This window comes from Flavobacterium humi (genome assembly GCF_004745595.1).
In the GTDB taxonomy this organism is placed as follows: domain Bacteria; phylum Bacteroidota; class Bacteroidia; order Flavobacteriales; family Flavobacteriaceae; genus Flavobacterium; species Flavobacterium humi.
This window is the reverse complement of record NZ_SRLH01000002.1, coordinates 215,018-233,723: the sequence shown is the minus strand read 5'-3', so window position 1 is coordinate 233,723 and position 18,706 is coordinate 215,018. Positions and strand designations below refer to the sequence as shown.

The window sequence follows — 18,706 nt, the reverse complement described above, 5'->3', positions numbered from 1 at the left end:
AAAATTAGGTATCAAGTTGTTCTAAATTATTGATGTGATTTTGTGTAAAGATTCAACAGTGGAATATCTACACATACAGATACACTATATCTGACATAGGTATTTTTAGAATAGTCATTAGTTGTACTTGTTACTTTTCGTAAATTCGGTCCAGTTTGTGCACCAAAATTGACCGATATAGGTGTTTTTGGAATACCAATAGACATGAAAAGTCCTGGCGAAAATATATCTCCAAGTTTGATTGTTGGAACCTGCTCAGTGGTCGTATCCTGAAAACGATAGGCTGCGATAGCGCCAAGATCTACCAGCGAGATGAAAAATGATGTTGAAAAACCAGATTTACTTGCAGGAATAAAAAAGATACTATTGCCTTTACTTATTGAAATACCGATTGGAGCTGTAACACCGTAACTATTGAATTTAAAAGGTTTGTTTGGATCAACATCTTTTATAATCTCACTTCCTGTAAATAAACCACAGTAAGCATTTAAGGAAACATTAAAGTTAGATTTGCGTTTAATACTTGCACTTCCTACGGGCAAGGCAACTGATTCAATGGCTTCAGCTACTTCATTACTATTTTTTGCTTCAATCATATTAGCCATAAAAGCTCCATATTTAGCCATCACTGTCAACACATAATTTGCATCCTTCGAAGTGGGATAATTGTTTATTTTTTTTGTTATTTCTATATCGGAATTCAATACTGGTCCAATTGCTTGTTGACTATCTGTTTCTGCAGCACTAATGGCTTTCTCTGCAATTGCAATTTTTTCTTTCTTTGTCAACTCTTTTACGTCTGTTGGGACTTGCTCTTTTACTGGTGTAACATATATTGTCTTATAAATTAAGACAACATTATTAATTGCCTCGGGATATCTTTTACGGTTAATAGCACTTACAAGATCAGTTACTTGGTAAGCTACATCAAAATAGGATTTAGAATCCTTAACGATGGTATTTACATCAGTAACATTTGCAAAAACAGGCAGGTTAGTAATTTCAGTTACGGATTGTACTAGCTGTACAGTAGCCTTGAAATATTTAGCATATTGCTCAACCTTAACAGAATCTGATACTTTTACATCAAAATCTTTTATCATCTTATTTAGCTCCTCAGTCTTGCCGTTAAGAGAGATTACGAATTGTTTATATTTTGGATAGTCCTGACTGAAGCTATCAACATATTTCTGATCATTAAGCAATGTATATAGATTCGCTGATGACGAGTAGATCACGTCGTTATATTTATATTTAGCAACCTGAAGAAGTAAACCTAGATAAATTTTAATGGCAGTCGGGTTATTAACCAACTCCCTTAATTTTGCATTATCAACCCAGTACTTTCCTTTTTCAGGATTACTTTCTTTTAATGATTCACTAAACAATTGAATTGTCTGAATCCCGCCTTTCAGAACCTCAATTTTACTTTTATCAGCGGTAGGTGCTCCATCAAAATAATTTAACGGAAAGCCTTGTAGAATGTCGCCTGGATGCACATCATGTTTAAGCTTTGAGGAAAGGTAACATCCCGAAAGTAATGATACCTTAAAGATGTAATTTTTCTCTAATTTGAAAAACGTATCATGATTATCTACAATTTTAGGCAAGCTTTCATCTAACACATTTATATCTGCCCTAAAAGCCTCCCTTAGATTATTTATATAATTACTGTATGTATAAATTTCTTGATCTATTACCATCAATAATCCATGAGTTTGGGGAAACAAAGATTTTAAATCTTTATAAGTATCAAGATCATCTTTAAATTTTTGAAAAAAAGCAACACTCAACTCTTCTTTTGTACGTTTAACAATAAACTTAGCAAGCCCATCAGCAATATTCGTAACATCTAGACCTCCTACAGCACTTCCCAATCCTTTTAAACTTAGGCCTCCCTGAGGTGTACCCCGGTAAACATATTGAAGGTCAGTTTTTAAAAATAAATTTGTGTTCAAATCTGTTACATTAACTATACGATACTGACTTTCAAGTATCTTTTTTATAGTCCCTGCCTTTGTCTGCGTTCCTATAGCAGCGGCTATAAACAACGCATCATTGACTACTGATCCAGGGTAGTAGATTTCATTACTGGGAATTACTTTTTCTATATCGGGATTAATTAACTGCAATAAATGGAATGAACCTATGACCTTATTATCTAGTTTGACTGAGAAATCATCCGTTACATCCAAACATCCGTTACATCCAAGAATTTTACGGTCCTGACCTATAGTAATCGTATAATTAAGATCATTTACGTTTCTAGAAAAATCGCTTTCAAGCGTTGCATTATTAGTATTAGCTATTGTAGTACCATCCGCCAAATAAATTTCAAATTTCTTGTTTTTGAATTTTTTATCGACAATAAAAGTAATTGAATTGAATTTTGTACTAGTAACTGTTGGAGAGACCTTACCAGAAGGATCAACATTAAAAATTTGCGCATTGGCACTTGTAAATATAAGTAAAAATAAAACTGATAAAGTGATACATTTCATAACTATACTGTTTTAAGGTTGAAAATATCTAAGGTGTCCTCCAAAGGCAGTACAAGTGAAAATTTTTCATTTTTACCTAGTAACATGCCTATTAGTTTTTTTGATTTAGTATGATAAATACAACTCCCTGAATCACCATCATCAGAAATTGGATTTGCCTTTTCTCTATCATTACTATCACCAATAAGAATAAGCTTCTTTTTATAGAAGGGGCCATTGTCATAATATACAGGGAAGCCAATATTATAATCAATGATAAATGCTTCTTTAGTCTTGTTTCCTTTAGAGAGCATAGTAACATTCATTTTTTTTGTCTTAACATCCTTATCAGTAACTTTATAAAACTGGTTATTAAATTTCATATAATCTAGATCTTCTGACTGGTCATCATTTAACTTTGCAACTGCAAAATCCTGATTAAAATCCATAATTTTATAATACCATTTACCAGCTGGTACGCCGTTTAGAATGATTGGAGTTTGCTCTGACAGATTTAGCATTCCGTTATACTTGTCGTTATAAATTCCTTCGGAATATATGTGAGCTGAAGTAACAATCCCTCTAAAAGTATTGTTACCGAGCTTTGATTCTACCGCGCAACAGATTGATCCCGCATATTCTGCATTATCATCTCTAGCAATTTCTGAACGTAGTTGAGAATATTGGATTTTTGCCTTACCAGTGCCTTTGATAATCTCAGTCCCAATAATTTTGATTGTATTATCCGGCATTCTTACTTCCAAAACAGAAGGAATATCAGATGAATTATCATCTTTTAGATATATGGCAATGACATGAGTAACAGGATCGACGGAATTAGATACTGCATCGCTGATAGTTATAATATTAAGATATTTTGCCATTAAATATTCTTTATTTTGCAGTATTGCAAGACGTGCAATGTCCGCGCTTGTGAACTCTAAAGCAGCAATCCCTACTTTTTCTGGTTCTTTGAACACCGCCATCCTACTTTCAAAAAAACTCTGTGTTGCCTTTGCACCAAATGTAAAAGCGATAATTCCTACCCAATATTGATCAATACCAATATCTTTCAATGAGTCAATCTCATTACCCCAACCAATTTTAAGCATTAGCATGCAGATGACATTCGTCATCATAAAAACTACAATTCTCATTGTACTTAACCCTTCGTTTCCTTCAAGCAAAGAAGGAAAAGCCAGGGAAAAACCAAGCATAGTTATAAAAAAAGAAATTGCTATAATATTAGCCACAGGATTTTTTGTCTCAAATGAACATATCATCAAGGAAACTACCCCAATAGCCATTAAACAAAAGCCTATAAAGCGAAGTACTGTGAGCTTACCTTCATTTTTTTCTATAATGTCCCTCATAATAGTGTTTGGGTGGTTAGAAGTTAATAGTTGAGTGTTTTTGACTAAATAAAAATATAATGAGAGTTAATTGATATTAATCATCAAATTTATGTCATATATAACTATTTAAAATAAGTACAAATACCTGTTTTTTAGTGTTTTATAAGAATAATGAGCAGAAAAATCGAAAACAACTTAATGTATGGAATTAGTTGGCTTGATAAGTCACCCTAATCCATGTTTTGTTATTCCGTACTTAAACGGAGAATAAGAATCGAGTAATCTTACCGGAACATTTTCCAATACGAAAGGGACAAAAAGGCAGCTAAGGTATTATGGACACCAGCCGCCCCTGCCGCCAAAAGACTACGGCATAAACGGTTTCCTCCCCTAAAGGGTGCCCCTCCAATTATTCCGTTTCCTTTTTGCTTTCCGCGTTGTCCATACCTTTTTATGGCTTTCTTTTTTCCCTTTTTCTTTTGGAAAAATGCTTTTTGAGGCAGGCAGGTTAAGAGAAAAAAAAGCGAAACAGGAATGTATAACATTTAAAGGACACAGATTATGAACATTATCGGAAGAGTGACAAAAGATGCGGAAGTACGCACATTGTCAAACAGCAAACAAGTAGTAAACTTTTCAGTAGCCATCAACGACAGCTACCGAAATAAAGCGGGCGAGCGCATAGAGCAGACAACGTATTTCGATTGTGCTTATTGGATTACCCCAAAGGTAGCGGAGATACTCACTAAAGGTTCCATAGTGGAACTTACAGGCAGGGTAAGCGCAAGAGCGTGGACGGGCAGTAACGGAGAAACGCATGCAGGGCTGAATTTCAATACCTCACAAATCAAACTGCACGGAGGAGGTAAAAAATCCCAAATGGCACAAGCCTCTACAGGAAACAAAAATGACAAGACAGCGGAAGACCTCCCATTTTAAAAAAGGGTTACGAAGCAATTTTTAAACATTTAAAATTTCAAAATCATGGCACATAATATCAATTTCAACAGCGAAACAGGACGTTATTCATTTTTCAGCGTTAAAGAAAAAGCGTGGCACGGCTTGGGGCAGATTATAGAGCAATACCCGACAAGCGAAGAGGCTATAAAGCACGCAGGATTAGATTATGAAGTCGCTAAAAGCCCGCTATACATAAAAGGTTCAGGCATTATACAAACTTCTGACGGTATTGAGATAGGCAGTAACGAATTGGAAGTGCCTAACTACTTTGCCAACATCCGTACTGATAACAATGCAGTATTAGGCGTAGTGGGCAAAGACTACCACATCGTACAGAACCGTGAAGCATTCAATTTCTTTGATGAGATTGTAGGCGGTGGCGAGGGTATTCTGTACGAAACCGCAGGAGCGTTGGGCAATGGCGAACGTATATTTATCACAGCCAAACTGCCCGATTATATACGTGTAGGCAATGGCGACGATGTTACTGAGAAGTATATCTTTCTGACCACTTCGCACGATGGAAGCGGAAGTATTACAGCCGCTTTTACCCCTATCCGCATCGTATGTCAAAACACTCTTAACGCTTCGCTTCGTTCGATGAGCAACGTGGTACGTATCAAACACACTTCAGGAGCAAAACAGCGTTTGGATAATGCCCACAAAGTTATGGGATTGGCAAACACTTTAAGCAGTCAATTAGAGGGCATATTTAATGAATGGGCTAAAGTAAAGGTAACAGACCAGGAAGTAAAAAAGCTAATTCAACTGGCACTCTGCCCAAATAAAGAGACTTACGATTTGCTCAAAAAAGGGGCTGAAGATGAGGTTTCCACCTTGTTCAAAAACACCGTAGAAGATGCCTTTGCCTATGCAATGGTAAGCGATACACAGCAGATGGACACAACTAAAGGCACATTATTCGGGGCATACAATGCCGTGACAGGCTACTATCAGAATGTACGCAGTTACAAAGATAATGAAGCCAAGTTACAAAGTATTGTAATGGGCGGTACGGCACAGCTAAAGTCCCAAAAGGCTTTTGAATTGTGTACCTCTTTTGCATCGGATGGAGCGGAAATTTTAAACCTTAATTAAATAAACAAAGGCTATCGCCTTACATAGTGGTAGCCTTTAAAAAACTTTATGAGGTGAGCATTAGATGAATGGACAATTAAATTTTTAGAAAGATGAATACAAATTTTTTCAATCAGATAGCACAGATGGACTTGCAGGGAGATTTACACCTGACCATCACAAAAGGAGTAGAAAGCAATCTTATTGTATCTGTGATACTTCAAAACGAACAATGCGGGGATAATGCGAAGAATATCATACCGCCCCTTAATCTTAGGGGAACAGCAGAAGAACTGGACAATGGTTTCTTTGAGAAAATAACCACTCCTATACAGACCGCATCGGGCTTGATGGTCGATATGGAAGGATTTATGAAGCAATTGGAGGAAGCCAAAAAGCAATCCGCAATGGAGAAAGAAAAAGCCGATAAGAACAAGAAAGAGCAGGAAGCCAAAGACAAGAAGTATAAAGACGGCATGGGAAAGGCTGATGAATTAGAGAAAGAGGGCAAATTCCGTGAGGCGTGGATGAAAGTACCTGAAATAGCAGAGTTCCCTGAAAAGGCTGATGAGATACGCAGACGCAAAACGGAACTATCAGATAAGTTTTCCGCACCAAGTCTTTTTGGAACAGAACAGCAACAGAATGTATAACCGCAAAATTCAGAAATCATGTTACTAGCAACACAATTGGAACGAGTGTTTATACTCAAAGACAAGGGACAGGACATCAGGCTGACTGACCCTGAACCACGCTGGAGCGTGGAAGCCGTATTGAATTTTTATGCCAATACATACCCCATTTTGACTACCGCTAAAATATCCGCTCCGGCCATCAAAGATGATGCGGTCGAATACCGATTTGAGAGCGTTATGGGGACTAAAGGTTAACCAAAAACTTAAAGCAATGAATTATGTACAAACACATTATATCGGGAACAATCAGCCCGCCCGAACAAGAAAGGCAAAAGCAGTTGTATCAACAGCTCAGCAGGTTCGAGCATTGGATGCAAAAACCGAAAGATGCCAGCGAGATTCAGAAAGACAGACGCAAATCAGTACCAATACGGATGCTTCCAATGGTTTTCTAAAGACTTCTTTCCTGCCTAAACTCAAAGAAACCAAAATGGTACAGGCTTGTCAGAAAACAGCAAAAACGGAAAAGGATTTTTATAAGTCCCTTTCCCAACTTGCAGAGCATTACAAGATAGAACCGATGCAGACCAGTCAATTTGACTATCCCTACAATATGGCATTGGCTGTATGGGATATGGAAGAAAAGCTAAAACAGCGTGTTGTAAACTGGCAGGAAATACGTTTGCTGCAGGACAGTAAGAAAACCTATTTTATCAGTGAAGAGAAATACAACACAGGCACAACCCTGTATTACATTCCTATTGAACCGCTTTATCAGATGTTGCACGACCCCAAGTACAGAAGGAATGCCCAATTGCTCGTTTCAGTTTGCTCTTACCTCTATCATATTGCGGATATTCCCTATTTCAGACAGGAAAACAGTTATTTGTATTGGATGTATGAAATGCACAAGGAATGGGCAGAACAGGATGATGAAACAGACGAAGCAGAAGCGTATCAATCTGAATCTAGCAAAGCGGAAGTAATTGGGGATTGTATCGAGCAAAAGATTTTTAGCACTATCAATTTACAGGTTTTTGAACAGCGTTTAAATGCTTTTAAAAGCCGTGATACCTTCGACTACAAGTGTTGGCAGGTGGCTTGTACTGCCTTGGCTTTATATACTGAGTACCCGCAGGAAAGCATTTTCCGAAATGCACCAATGCAGGATGATCCCGACAATGAAGAGGAGGAATGCGAAACCATCGGCATGGAAAAGTATATTTCCTTTATATCACATACCAAAGGATGGCTGTACGAAAACATAGTCGAGAGCATCAATAACGAGTTTAATGAGTATGGAGTAATGGACGAACCGACCATTTGCAAATGTTTTGACGGCAGAGATGTAACCAGTACCAATCTTGATTTTGAGAACCGATTATTTGCCCTATTGGACGATATGTGCAGTCTATTGTATAACTATAAAACCGCTGAAAAATGAACAATACAAACAATATAACCGCAAGTTTTGGAACATTGTACCACCCAAAATGTGCTTTGGTTTTCTATGAAACAAAAGGAAGCAATAACGAGGTATATGTAGAGCATTTTGATATGGATAAAAACGGAAGCCCTATAAATGCACATCCTCTCACAGTAAGGGAAGCCAATGTATTGGCAAAGGCATTGCAGACCGAAAAGGACAAGGACAAAGCCTTTTTGAAATCCAATGGAATCCTGCCGACTAATATTTTGAATATCAATCCCAATGCTGATAGGGGTGCAGTATTATGGTACACCAAAGCACAAAAGAGACAATTGTATTTTGTAAACGGTTTGGACATCCCAAACGGTACAGCGTATGTGCCTCCGATGGTTTGGTACGCCAGCAAAAACAGCCTTTGGGTACTTGCACTCACAAGTGACAGAAGACCGACAGAAAAAACACCTTTGTACTACGCACCTTTTTTCAACATTTATGAAGATGGCAGGGTATGCATGGGGTCGGTCAGTATCAACATCAAAAACTCGGCTTCGATAGAGGAATTTACAGGGGCTTGGGAAGACTATTTTTTTAACAGCTATTTCAGCCATTTACTGGGAAGTAACAGCCCGATAAAAGGTAATTGTGTAAGCCTGTGGAAAGACCTTATCGGGACAGGAAAACCCTTTCCGAAAGAAGTATTGAAGAAGCATAACAAAACAGTTAAAAATCTATTGTGATGGATACTGATAAAACAAAAATGCATTTTACGGACAATTACCTGATAAATCCGACAAACCCCATTACCGTAAACCTAATCGGTGCGGGCGGTACAGGCTCAAAAGTATTGACTGCACTTATGGAAATGAACCACAGTCTCGTAGAACTCGGACACGCAGGATTGTCCGTCCGTCTTTGGGATGATGATATTGTAACGAGTGCCAATTTAGGCAGACAGCGTTTTGCAGAATGTGAAACAGGGTTGTACAAATCCGTTGCCCTTATAAACCGAGCGAACCGTTTTATGGGAACGAACTGGAAAGCGGAAACCGTGAAATTTGAAAAAAACACTTTGGGAAAATTGCCCAAAAGTGCAGAAGCCACTCTTTATATTTCCTGTGTAGACAGCGTACAATCCCGCTTTGATATTGCAGATATTCTAAGCCTGCAAAACAACCACAGACTCCATAGGGATGCACCAAAATACTGGCTGGACTTTGGGAACAGTCAGCATACAGGACAGGTAATACTATCCACTATTGGAATCATAAAACAACCTAATTCTGAAAAGTACGAAACGGTGGCAGGTCTGCCATTAGTTACCGAAGAATTTGGAGAGTTATTAAAGCAGTCTGAAGGGCAGGACGACACACCAAGCTGTTCCCTTGCCGAAGCATTGGAGAAACAGGAATTGTTTATCAATTCCGCACTGGCTCAGATGGGATGCTCTTTATTATGGGGTTTGTTTCGCTATGGAATGACCCAGTACAGGGGATTTTTCCTGAACCTGAAAGATTTCCGTTCACAGCCCATACCACTCGCCTGACCTCAAAAGTCGGGCGGCAAAAAGACAAACCCTTCCGATGGTCGGGACTGTCTTTTTGCATAAAAGCGGAACAGCCACATTGGTAAAATGTACCTTTCCGAATTTCCCCTCCCTGCATTTTTCCAAAGAGGCTGGTATTTATTACAGGGACGCAGATCCCTAAGATAAATTCTGCGGACTTCTTTTCTTTCTTCAGTCAGGCGGCCAAAGAAAAGAAGCAAAAGAAGGTCGCTCTGGAGGCACCCATTTTATTGCCAATTTTTAAGCCAATTTTTGTTTTACTTCCTTAATATCATTACTGAGACTTTGGAACATCTGCTCCACACTTAATGCCGAAGCGGTTTCCTGTTTGCTGTCATCCCTTCCAATATGGGCGACATATTCCCAAATCTCCAAAATGTCAGAGAGTTTAATATCATAAGGATTGTAAATTACATTGTCCGGTGCTACCGTAAAGGAGTCCGGATTTTTTTTGCTCAGCCGTTTATAGGTGATCCCCTCGCTGACCGTAATTAGGATATATGTCTTATCATTTCTCACTTCGCCCAGATTCTCAATGTATTTCCCCACAACGAAAGTTTTGTTGTTATGCGGCGGCATGGAATCCCCGTCAATGGGAAAAGCCCTGAATTTACCGGGTCCCAAAAATGGCAGTGTAAGCTGCTGCAGGCTTTCCATAAATTCAGCATCGGCATAACCCGTAAGATAACCTGCCTGGGCTTTATGCGGTATAATTTCTATTAGGTTGTTTCCCTCACGATCGACAACAACAGGCAGTACAATCCTGTTGTCTTCTAACTGCAGTAAATTTTCAATGGAGATTTTCCTTAAATCAACGGTCAGCAGTAAATCAATGCTGATATAATAATACCTTGAAATGGCTAAGAGCGTTTCTGCCGGCGGTGTGTTCTTTCCGTATTCATATTTCTTATAACGGTCAACGGGTAAATTCATACCGTCAGCCACTTCTTGCTGGGACATGTTTCTCCTGCTTCTCAGCCACTTCAGATTGTCAGAAATATACAACATACGTTAAAGGGATTTTAAATCACTACAAAGATAAATAAAATAGTGATTTAACGTCCTAATTTTGTAAATATATATTTCAACCTAAAATATTCAGGATAACATGACACGTGCCATCGTACATATGGATTTGGACACCTTTTTTGTCTCCTGCGCAAGACTGCAAAACCCGCAGCTCAATGGTATTCCCTTGATTGTTGGCGGTGGCGAAAGAGGTGTTGTTGCATCATGCTCATATGAGGCAAGGTATTTTGGTGTCCGCTCGGCAATGCCAATCAGAATGGCTTTACAGCTTTGTCCACAGGCAAAAATTATAAAAGGAGATATGGAACTGTTCTCCAACAAATCTCATGAAGTCACACAGATTATTGAAGAGAATGCACCATTAGTTGAAAAAGCCAGTATTGACGAATTCTATCTGGACATTTCAGGCATGGATAAATTTTATGGCTGTTATAAATGGACAAACGAACTCTCAAATAGCATTACCAAAGAAACAGGACTGCCTATTAGTTTTGCTTTATCGGTCAATAAAACGGTTTCTAAAATTGCCACGGGTGAGGGAAAGCCAAAAGGAAACCTCGAGATTCCGCAAAATATGGTACAGCCTTTCCTGAACCCGCTCTCTATCCGTAAAATCCCAATGGTGGGTGAAGTCACTTTTAATCTGTTGTCCAGACTGGGTATCAGGAATATAGAAAAATTATCGGAAACTCCTGCCGAAGTGTTACAAAGCCTTATAGGTAAAAATGGCCTGGAACTATGGAAAAAAGCCAATGGCATTGACAATTCACCCGTTGAACCGTATAGAGAAAGAAAATCCCTTTCTACTGAACATACTTATCTTCAGGACACCATTGACATAGAACAGGTGAAATCGTTGATTCTGGGAATGGTCGAAAAATTAGCCTATCAGGCACGCTGTGAAGAATGGCTGGTCTCTACGTTGTCCGTAAAAATACGGTATGCCAATTTTGATACCGAAAATCAGCAAAGAAGAATTCCCTATACCTCCTGCGATCATATTTTAGCAAAAACGGCACTTGAGTTATTCCATAAGCTTTACAATCGCCGTATGAGAATCAGGCTCGTTGGAATAACATTCACTGGTTTGGTGCGGGGTACTTATCAGATTAATATGTTTGAAGATACAGAAGAGATGATGGCATTATACCAGACGATGGACAAAATCAAAAACCGGTTTGGCTTTGATGCTGTTACCAGATGCGGGGGCAGGACCCTTAAATCAAAAGCAGGAAACATCATTTCAAATCCGCGAGCCCAATTTATTGACCCTAAAAATATTGAATAATGTACCTCAACTGTCATTCTTTCTATTCACTCCGTTACGGGACTATTCCATTACAGGAACTGGTGGAACAGGCTGCGCAGTTTGGTGTGAAGTCAATGGCACTCACAGACATTAATACGGTAACAGGAATTTATGACTTTACAAAGGCGTGCGAAGTTCTTAAAATAAAGCCTTTGGTTGGTGTTGATTTCCATAACAGCTCCAAACAGCTGTACGTAGGCTTGGCAAAGAATAACGAAGGGATAGCCGAGATGAACCGTGTACTGACCAGACATAATTTTGAAGATAAGATGCTTCCCATACAGGCACCTGATTTTGAAAATACTTTTATCATCTATCCCTTTGACAATGTTCCTGACCAGCTGCGGGAAAATGAATTTATTGGTATTACCGCAGATCAGCTGTCCAAGCTATACAATCCTGTATGGAAAAACAGGATCAATAAAATGGTAGTACTGCAAAGTGTTACCTATAGAACAAAAGAGGAATTTAATCTGCATAAGATACTCAGGGCAATCGATTTGAATATTATTGGTACCAAGTTAACAGAAGAAGATTATTGCAAAGTTTCAGAGGTCATGCTGCCGTTAGAGAACCTTGCAGCCAAATTTATTGACTATCCGGTTATTATTGAAAATACCAAAAAAATAATAGGGCAATGTAATTTCCATTACGATTTCAATACCCCAAAAAACAAAAAACATTACACCGCAAATAAACAGGAGGATATTGCACTGCTTACCAAACTGGCTTACGAAGGAATGATCCGCCGATATGGTAATGGCAATAATGAAGCATTGCAAAGAGTTGAAAAGGAACTCAGGGTAATTGATGAATTGGAATTCAGTGGTTATTTTCTCATCACATGGGATATCGTACAATACAGCATCAGTCAGGGCTTTCTTCACATCGGCCGTGGGAGTGGTGCCAATAGTATTATTGCGTACTGCCTTGATATTACAGACATATGCCCGCTGGAACTGGATTTGTATTTTGAACGTTTTCTGAACCTCAACCGCAAAACGCCTCCTGATTTTGATATTGACTGGTCCTGGAGAGAACGCGACATCATTTTAGAATATATATTCACTAAATACGGAGCAGACCATGTAGCTTTTTGCGGTACAAACGTAGAGTTCAAATACCGTTCTATTTTCCGGGAAGTGGGTAAGGTCTTTGGTCTGCCAAAGGAAGAACTGGATGAATTGGCAAAGAACCCGATGAAGCAGCATCATAAAAATAAAGTGGTGAAGATGGTACAGTATTATGGCATGATGCTTGAAAAATATCCTAATCAGCGCAGCATGCATTCCTGTGGCATTATTATTTCCGAAAAGCCGATTACTAATTATTCTGCTTTGGAAATGCCCCCAAAAGGTTTTCCAATTGTCCAGTTTGATATGCATGTGGCAGAAGAAATTGGTTTTGATAAATTCGATATTTTGAGCCAGCGGGGTATTGGACATATTGACGATGCTGTAAAACTGATTAAAAAAAACCAAAGCATTGAAGTTAATATCCGGGACACTTCCATTTCTAAGGATGAGGTAGAATGCAACAGGTTTTTAAGTCTGGGCAAAACTATTGGCTGCTTTTATATTGAAAGCCCTGCCATGCGGGGGTTGCTCAGAAGACTTAACTGTGATAATTATAAAGTACTGGTGGCAGCCTCTTCCATTATCCGACCGGGAGTGGCACAATCAGGAATGATGAAGGAATATATTTTCAGGCACAACCATCCTGACCGTTTTGAATATTTCCACGAGGTATTCAAAGAACAATTGGGTGAAACCTATGGTATTATGGTGTATCAGGAAGACGTGATTAAAATTGCACTGCATTATGGCGGACTGCCTGCTGCCGATGGCGATATCCTCAGACGTGCCATGAGCGGCAAGGGACGATCCAAAGAAGCCCTGCAAAAAGTAAAAGACAACTTTTTTGCTTCCTGCGCTCAAAAAGGGCATCCGCTATCATTAAGTGAGGAAATTTACAGGCAGATAGAATCTTTTGCCGGATATTCCTTTTGCAAGGCACACTCGGCATCCTATGCAGTGGAAAGTTACCAGAGCCTCTATTTGAAAGTCCATTACCCCATTGAGTTCATGACAGCCGTAATCAACAATTTCGGAGGTTTTTACCGCACCGAAGTCTATGTGCATGAAGCAAGGATGTCGGGTGCGAAAATCCATAATCCGTGTGTCAATAAAAGTGATGTGCAGACCAATGTATCGGGCAGGAACATTTATTTGGGATTTCAGCATTTGAAAAGTCTGGAATCAAAAACAGCAGAGTGGATAGTAATGGAACGAGATACCAATGGTCCATACCAATCGTTAGAAGATTTTATTAACCGTGTCCCTATTGGGATTGAAGGAATCCAGACGCTGATTTTCATTAATGCCTTTCGTTTTACCGGCAAGCAGAAAAACGAACTGCTCATCATTGCACGGTTGATTCTGATCAATTTCAAGCCCGAGAACCGTAATCCCCTGTTGCTTCAGGAACCTGTAAAAGAGTATAAATTACCGGTACTCGAACGCTCACCATTTGAGGACGCCTTTGATGAAATTGAGCTTCTTGATTTTCCTGTTTCCGTTACGCCCTTTAATTTACTGAAGACTTCCTTCCGTGGGGATGTAATGGCAAAGGAGCTAACTAAACATCATAAGAAAATGGTCAGAATGCTTGCGTATCTGATTTCAAGAAAACACGTTCCCACCAAACGCGGTGACATGTATTTTGGGACCTGGATAGATGCGGAAGGGGAGTTTTTCGACACGGCCCATTTTGCAGATTCGCTGCGCGATTATCCTTTTAAGAGTGGAGGATGTTACCTGCTGCTGGGCAAAGTAGAAGTTGATTATCATTTCCCGACCATCACCATATCCAAAATGGCAAAAATGCCCTTTATTGCTGATCCTCGCTATTCAGCTACAGACGAAAGAAGATTCCATACTCAGCAGCAGATTCGTGAGGATGTGAGCATGACCCATCGGGAACCTTATCCGCAGGAACACGAATATAATATGCCGCGACACAGAATGGCCCAATAGTAAAAAAGTAAAGAACATGAAAAAGCAAATAACAATGATGACGCTCTTTAACGACACCGAAATTTTCGCATCCGGAACAGGCGGTAAAAGAATTTTTGACGCTCCTGACGCTGATTTAATATTGATTGACAATTTTTTCTCTAAGGAAGAGTCCGATGTTTATTATAACACTTTGCTCCATCAAACCACATGGCGCAAATATGATATGCCGATGTACGACAAGGTGGTAACGGCACCAAGAATGGTCTCATGGTATGGAGATACGAATCGAAGCTCCCGAAAATCCAATCCCAACTGGCCTGCGGAACTGCTTGCCATCAGGGAAAAGGTAGAAAATGAAACACAAATGAAATTCAATGCAGTATTGCTCAATCTCTATCGAAATGGGAATGATGGTGTATCCTGGCATAGTGATAAAACCGCCAGCAGCAACAAAGATATGAATATAGCCTCGGTAACATTTGGTGAAACCCGTATGTTCCGTCTGCGCCATAAATTTTTAAAACATATTCCACAGATAGAAATCCCTTTGCATCATGGTACTTTCCTATTGATGGCAGGGAGTACAAACACGTATTGGGAGCATCAGGTACCTAAAACGGCCCGCGATGTATTGCCAAGAATTAATTTAACTTTTCGTCAGATTAGTGCCCAGCAATAGTGATTTTATTATTTTGTTATAAGTCAAAAAACTGGTTTATAATTTATTATATTTGAAACATATAATATGATAAAAAACAGAATTTATCATCACAATCTATCTAAAAACAGGTGTATTATGATGAGCTAGTCATCACTATAAACAAGTTAGGCGCAACTTAACAACAACTAATATAATGACAACCAACCAAAATACATTAAAGTTCTGCGAGCTTATTAGAAAAAGATCAGAAGAAAATAAATCTGCCGTAGATATTCTGTTTTCCTCAAATTATTACGGACAAGTTGCTTCAATTTTAAGACAAGAATTAGATTCAATGGTAAGATGCATTTTTCTTCTTAACCTTCCAATCCCAGAAAGAGAAAGATTAATTCAACTCACATTAAATGGTAAAAGATGGAGAAATTCTAATGGTTCAATTGTTACGGATAAAAGCATGGTCGATATCTCAAATAATTTACAAGGTTGGTCAAATTCAGTATATAAATTTGGATGCGCATTTATACATTTATCAAATTTTCATGACTATGATAACAATGACATATTTCAAACTTTAGACGCAACGGAAAGACGAGATATAAAACAGTTTATGAATAATTATCATAATTATGACTTAAATGAAGAATTGACTTTTGACTCAATTAAACCATACTTATTCAAAGTTTTTATTAAAATTTATGACAATTTAAATTGTTACATTTCATATTTAGAACAAAACGAAATGGTTATATAAGCTGCGCCTAACGGTTTGGCAAAATTTGGGTTTTTGGCTTGATTTAAAACTGATTTTGCATTTGGAAAATAATCATAAACTGAAAATAAATCTTAATTTAGTCCCAAACCTCGCCAAGCCGGCGGGACGTTATATGATATGCCAGAAAACTACGACCTAGAAATAGAAAACTCAACGAAAAACAGCATTCTAAAAAATGCAGATATCTTTGATTTTAGAGGATTACCTATCGAAGAGCATTTTGAAGGGTTATATAAATTTTGTAGAGAAAATTTAGACATTAACTCTAAAAAAGAAAATATTTCTCCAAACATTTTCTTATACACAAATTCTTTTGAAATAAACGCGAAGGCAGGTTTTGTAAATGGGCAAAATGTTATTTTAATTAATTTAGGTTTAATGAAAAATTGCCTTTCAAATTATTCACAAAACAAAAAACTAAATGAATTTGTAGAAAATAAGTTCCCTGATTTAATTAAAAAGCTTGACAATCCTATGAGTTATTTAGCTTTTCAACTAACTACACAATTTACATATTATCATGAATTGGCGCATTTGTTTCAGTTTTGTAAAAAGAAAAACGAGATTGAATTACAAGAAAGAAAAACTGATGATAAATATGATTTAGTCAAGCATAAATTAGAAATAAATGCTGACACTTATGCCTCTATTGCAATTGCAACACATTTACAACAATACATTGATAAAATTTTAGGCAACGAGATAGATCAAAAAACTGCCACTGCCACGATTAAAATACTTGGAGCTTGCTTACTTAATTATGTAATTAATTTTTCAGATAAAGCTGAAATTTATATAGATAATTATTCTCATCCTCATCCATTTTTGAGATTGTTAAACATAATTTTAAATATTTCTAACCATATCGAAAATATGCCAAACCTTAGAGAAAAGAACATTACTTTAAATGGAAGTGAAATTTTCAAAAGTATTCTTGAATTCTATCAAGAGTTGGAAGATAATGGAATATTTCCAACCAAATTTTCTGATTTAGTATATAAAACTGAAGCTTTCTATAATGAGATTTTAAAGTATATGAACGAGATTTTAAACTTTGATAGTACAGATTATGAAGACGCTATGGAAGTTTGGAATAAGCACATTATATAACAAGTCCAAATAGACGGTAGAACGTGGCAAGTACAATGGGGAAAAGAAGAGGATAGAGCGGTAATCCGAATATATTAAAAAAACTTTATTAGTATTGGTGTTGAAGGCTGTTTCATAGTTGGTAAAGCCTTCAACACCAGATTAAGCCTGTTGAACTGGCTTTTACTAATCCAGTACCCCTAAAACAGATCATAAAAAATTGACCTGCTATATTTTAGCAGGTCAATTCACTTTATAGTAATTGTTAATAAATTTATCGATTAATGCTGTTTAATTGAAAATTAAGCTGTTTCTCATTTCCAAAATTATCAGAAATCCACAAAGTGAAAGAATGTGTTACATAGGCCTGTGACGTATAATACAATCGGAATTGCTCTGCCGGAACTGCATATAAATTATTGGGAACAAAGGAATGCTGCTGGTCGTATCGCAGCAGACCCAGACCCTCATATTGAAAATAGCGAATAAAATATTGATTGCCGCTGTATCTGTCCTTTCTTTGAATTGTAAGCCTTAGTTCAACTGTTTGACCATTGGCAATTGCTACCGGGATCGGCATTACACTAACTTCAAATGGAAAATCTTTTTGGATTTCCAAATCTTCCTTTTCACATGAAGAAAGAAGACTTGTGCTTAGCATTAGGACAAAAAACAGCCATAGATATTTAAAGGGTGCTGTAAAACCGAAGTTTTTGTATTTGAATATTGATTTCATAATTATTGTTTTTAAAAGTTATATCGTAATCCCACACCTACAGACGCTCGAAGCTGTTCCAACGATGTTCCCCAGAATACTTTTGCCCTTGCCTGAACAAGTAATACAAAATGATCTGATAAATAGGTCTCCAAAGACAGTTTTCCTCCCGTGCCGTAGATAAAATCTTCTTCACTCAGAATCTTAGCACCATCATAGAGGACTTCATTACCACGATTGATGGTTTCATAACCGATAATCCCAGTAATGCCTGCATTAAGGGAAATATTTTTTCGTATATCTCCAAACAGGTAAAAACTATAACCTCCTTCCATACTGTACGTTTCCTGCGGTATTCTCAGCTCTTTGTATTTTGAATATTGATGGGTATATTCCACTGCATACAATTGGTAATTACCATTTCTGCCATTTACGGTCAGCCCTATGCTTAGGTAATAATTCTTGTCGGAATCATAACGGGATAAGGTTCCTGTATTAATTTCCAGTCCTTTTTGTCTGGGCAGCAGGCGCTGTGCTTGCATCATAGTGCTGCCTGTTATGACAAACAGCACTGCCAATAGATATTTTTTCATTTATTGTTTTTTATTAGGTTG

17 protein-coding genes are annotated in these 18,706 nt (G+C 37.8%); 12 read left to right on the top strand and 5 right to left on the bottom strand.

All coding sequences use genetic code 11. The features are described from left to right. Positions 1-26: 26 nt before the first annotated feature. Together E4635_RS03965 and E4635_RS03960 are read right to left on the bottom strand one after the other, a co-directional pair. Positions 27-2,501, bottom strand: a complete 2,475-nt coding sequence (locus E4635_RS03965; RefSeq protein ID WP_135525326.1) for a hypothetical protein — start codon at positions 2,499-2,501, stop codon at positions 27-29. 2 nt (positions 2,502-2,503) lie between these two features. Beyond that, entirely contained in the window at positions 2,504-3,853 is a 1,350-nt protein-coding gene (locus tag E4635_RS03960) for a hypothetical protein (RefSeq protein WP_135525325.1), read from the bottom strand. Positions 3,854-4,396: 543 nt separating this feature from the next. Here E4635_RS03960 and E4635_RS03955 point away from each other — a divergent pair. The 7 genes from E4635_RS03955 (at position 4,397) to E4635_RS03925 (ending at position 9,479) form a co-directional block, all read left to right on the top strand. Then, a complete protein-coding gene (locus E4635_RS03955) occupies positions 4,397-4,774 on the top strand; it encodes a single-stranded DNA-binding protein (protein ID WP_135525324.1) in 378 nt (125 codons plus the stop codon). Between the two features lie 45 nt (positions 4,775-4,819). After that, entirely contained in the window at positions 4,820-5,893 is a 1,074-nt protein-coding gene (locus E4635_RS03950; protein WP_135525323.1) for a DUF932 domain-containing protein, read from the top strand. A 92-nt stretch (positions 5,894-5,985) separates the two neighbouring features. After that, positions 5,986-6,525: a PRTRC system protein E gene (locus E4635_RS03945; RefSeq protein ID WP_135525322.1), complete on the top strand. Its 540-nt coding sequence runs from the start codon at positions 5,986-5,988 to the stop codon at positions 6,523-6,525. Positions 6,526-6,543: 18 nt separating this feature from the next. After that, positions 6,544-6,762: a PRTRC system protein C gene (locus E4635_RS03940; protein ID WP_135525321.1), complete on the top strand. Its 219-nt coding sequence runs from the start codon at positions 6,544-6,546 to the stop codon at positions 6,760-6,762. Between the two features lie 16 nt (positions 6,763-6,778). Next, positions 6,779-7,951, top strand: coding sequence for a hypothetical protein (locus tag E4635_RS03935; protein ID WP_135525320.1), 1,173 nt, complete (start codon positions 6,779-6,781; stop codon positions 7,949-7,951). Continuing rightward, a complete protein-coding gene (locus tag E4635_RS03930) occupies positions 7,948-8,673 on the top strand; it encodes a PRTRC system protein B (protein WP_135525319.1) in 726 nt (241 codons plus the stop codon). The genes E4635_RS03935 and E4635_RS03930 overlap by 4 nt, the downstream gene beginning before the upstream one ends. After that, positions 8,673-9,479, top strand: a complete 807-nt coding sequence (locus E4635_RS03925) for a PRTRC system ThiF family protein (protein WP_135525318.1) — start codon at positions 8,673-8,675, stop codon at positions 9,477-9,479. Before E4635_RS03930 ends, E4635_RS03925 begins: the two co-directional genes overlap by 1 nt. A gap of 261 nt (positions 9,480-9,740) precedes the next feature. Here the strand turns inward: E4635_RS03925 and E4635_RS03920 are convergent, their stop codons facing one another. Next, the gene (locus tag E4635_RS03920) at positions 9,741-10,508 is read right to left on the bottom strand and encodes an XRE family transcriptional regulator (protein WP_135525317.1); all 768 of its coding nucleotides are present in this window, start codon (positions 10,506-10,508) and stop codon (positions 9,741-9,743) included. Positions 10,509-10,608: 100 nt separating this feature from the next. Between E4635_RS03920 and dinB the strand changes: the two genes are divergently transcribed. The 5 genes from dinB to E4635_RS03895 all read left to right on the top strand — a co-directional run bounded on the left by dinB (position 10,609) and on the right by E4635_RS03895 (position 17,398). Then, positions 10,609-11,817: a DNA polymerase IV gene (dinB, locus tag E4635_RS03915; protein ID WP_135525316.1), complete on the top strand. Its 1,209-nt coding sequence runs from the start codon at positions 10,609-10,611 to the stop codon at positions 11,815-11,817. Beyond that, entirely contained in the window at positions 11,817-14,873 is a 3,057-nt protein-coding gene (locus E4635_RS03910) for a DNA polymerase III subunit alpha (RefSeq protein ID WP_135525315.1), read from the top strand. Before dinB ends, E4635_RS03910 begins: the two co-directional genes overlap by 1 nt. 37 nt (positions 14,874-14,910) lie before the next feature. Then, positions 14,911-15,534, top strand: a complete 624-nt coding sequence (locus tag E4635_RS03905; RefSeq protein WP_135525593.1) for an alpha-ketoglutarate-dependent dioxygenase AlkB family protein — start codon at positions 14,911-14,913, stop codon at positions 15,532-15,534. Positions 15,535-15,709: 175 nt separating this feature from the next. Next, complete coding sequence (locus E4635_RS03900; protein ID WP_135525314.1) at positions 15,710-16,267, top strand: hypothetical protein; 558 nt, start codon at positions 15,710-15,712, stop codon at positions 16,265-16,267. A 138-nt stretch (positions 16,268-16,405) separates the two neighbouring features. Continuing rightward, positions 16,406-17,398: a hypothetical protein gene (locus tag E4635_RS03895; protein ID WP_135525313.1), complete on the top strand. Its 993-nt coding sequence runs from the start codon at positions 16,406-16,408 to the stop codon at positions 17,396-17,398. Positions 17,399-17,651: 253 nt separating this feature from the next. Here E4635_RS03895 and E4635_RS03890 read toward each other — a convergent pair whose 3' ends face one another. Then, complete coding sequence (locus tag E4635_RS03890) at positions 17,652-18,113, bottom strand: TraQ conjugal transfer family protein (RefSeq protein WP_135525312.1); 462 nt, start codon at positions 18,111-18,113, stop codon at positions 17,652-17,654. A gap of 11 nt (positions 18,114-18,124) precedes the next feature. Further along, the gene (locus E4635_RS03885) at positions 18,125-18,685 is read right to left on the bottom strand and encodes a conjugal transfer protein TraO (RefSeq protein WP_135525311.1); all 561 of its coding nucleotides are present in this window, start codon (positions 18,683-18,685) and stop codon (positions 18,125-18,127) included. Positions 18,686-18,706: the final 21 nt, after the last annotated feature.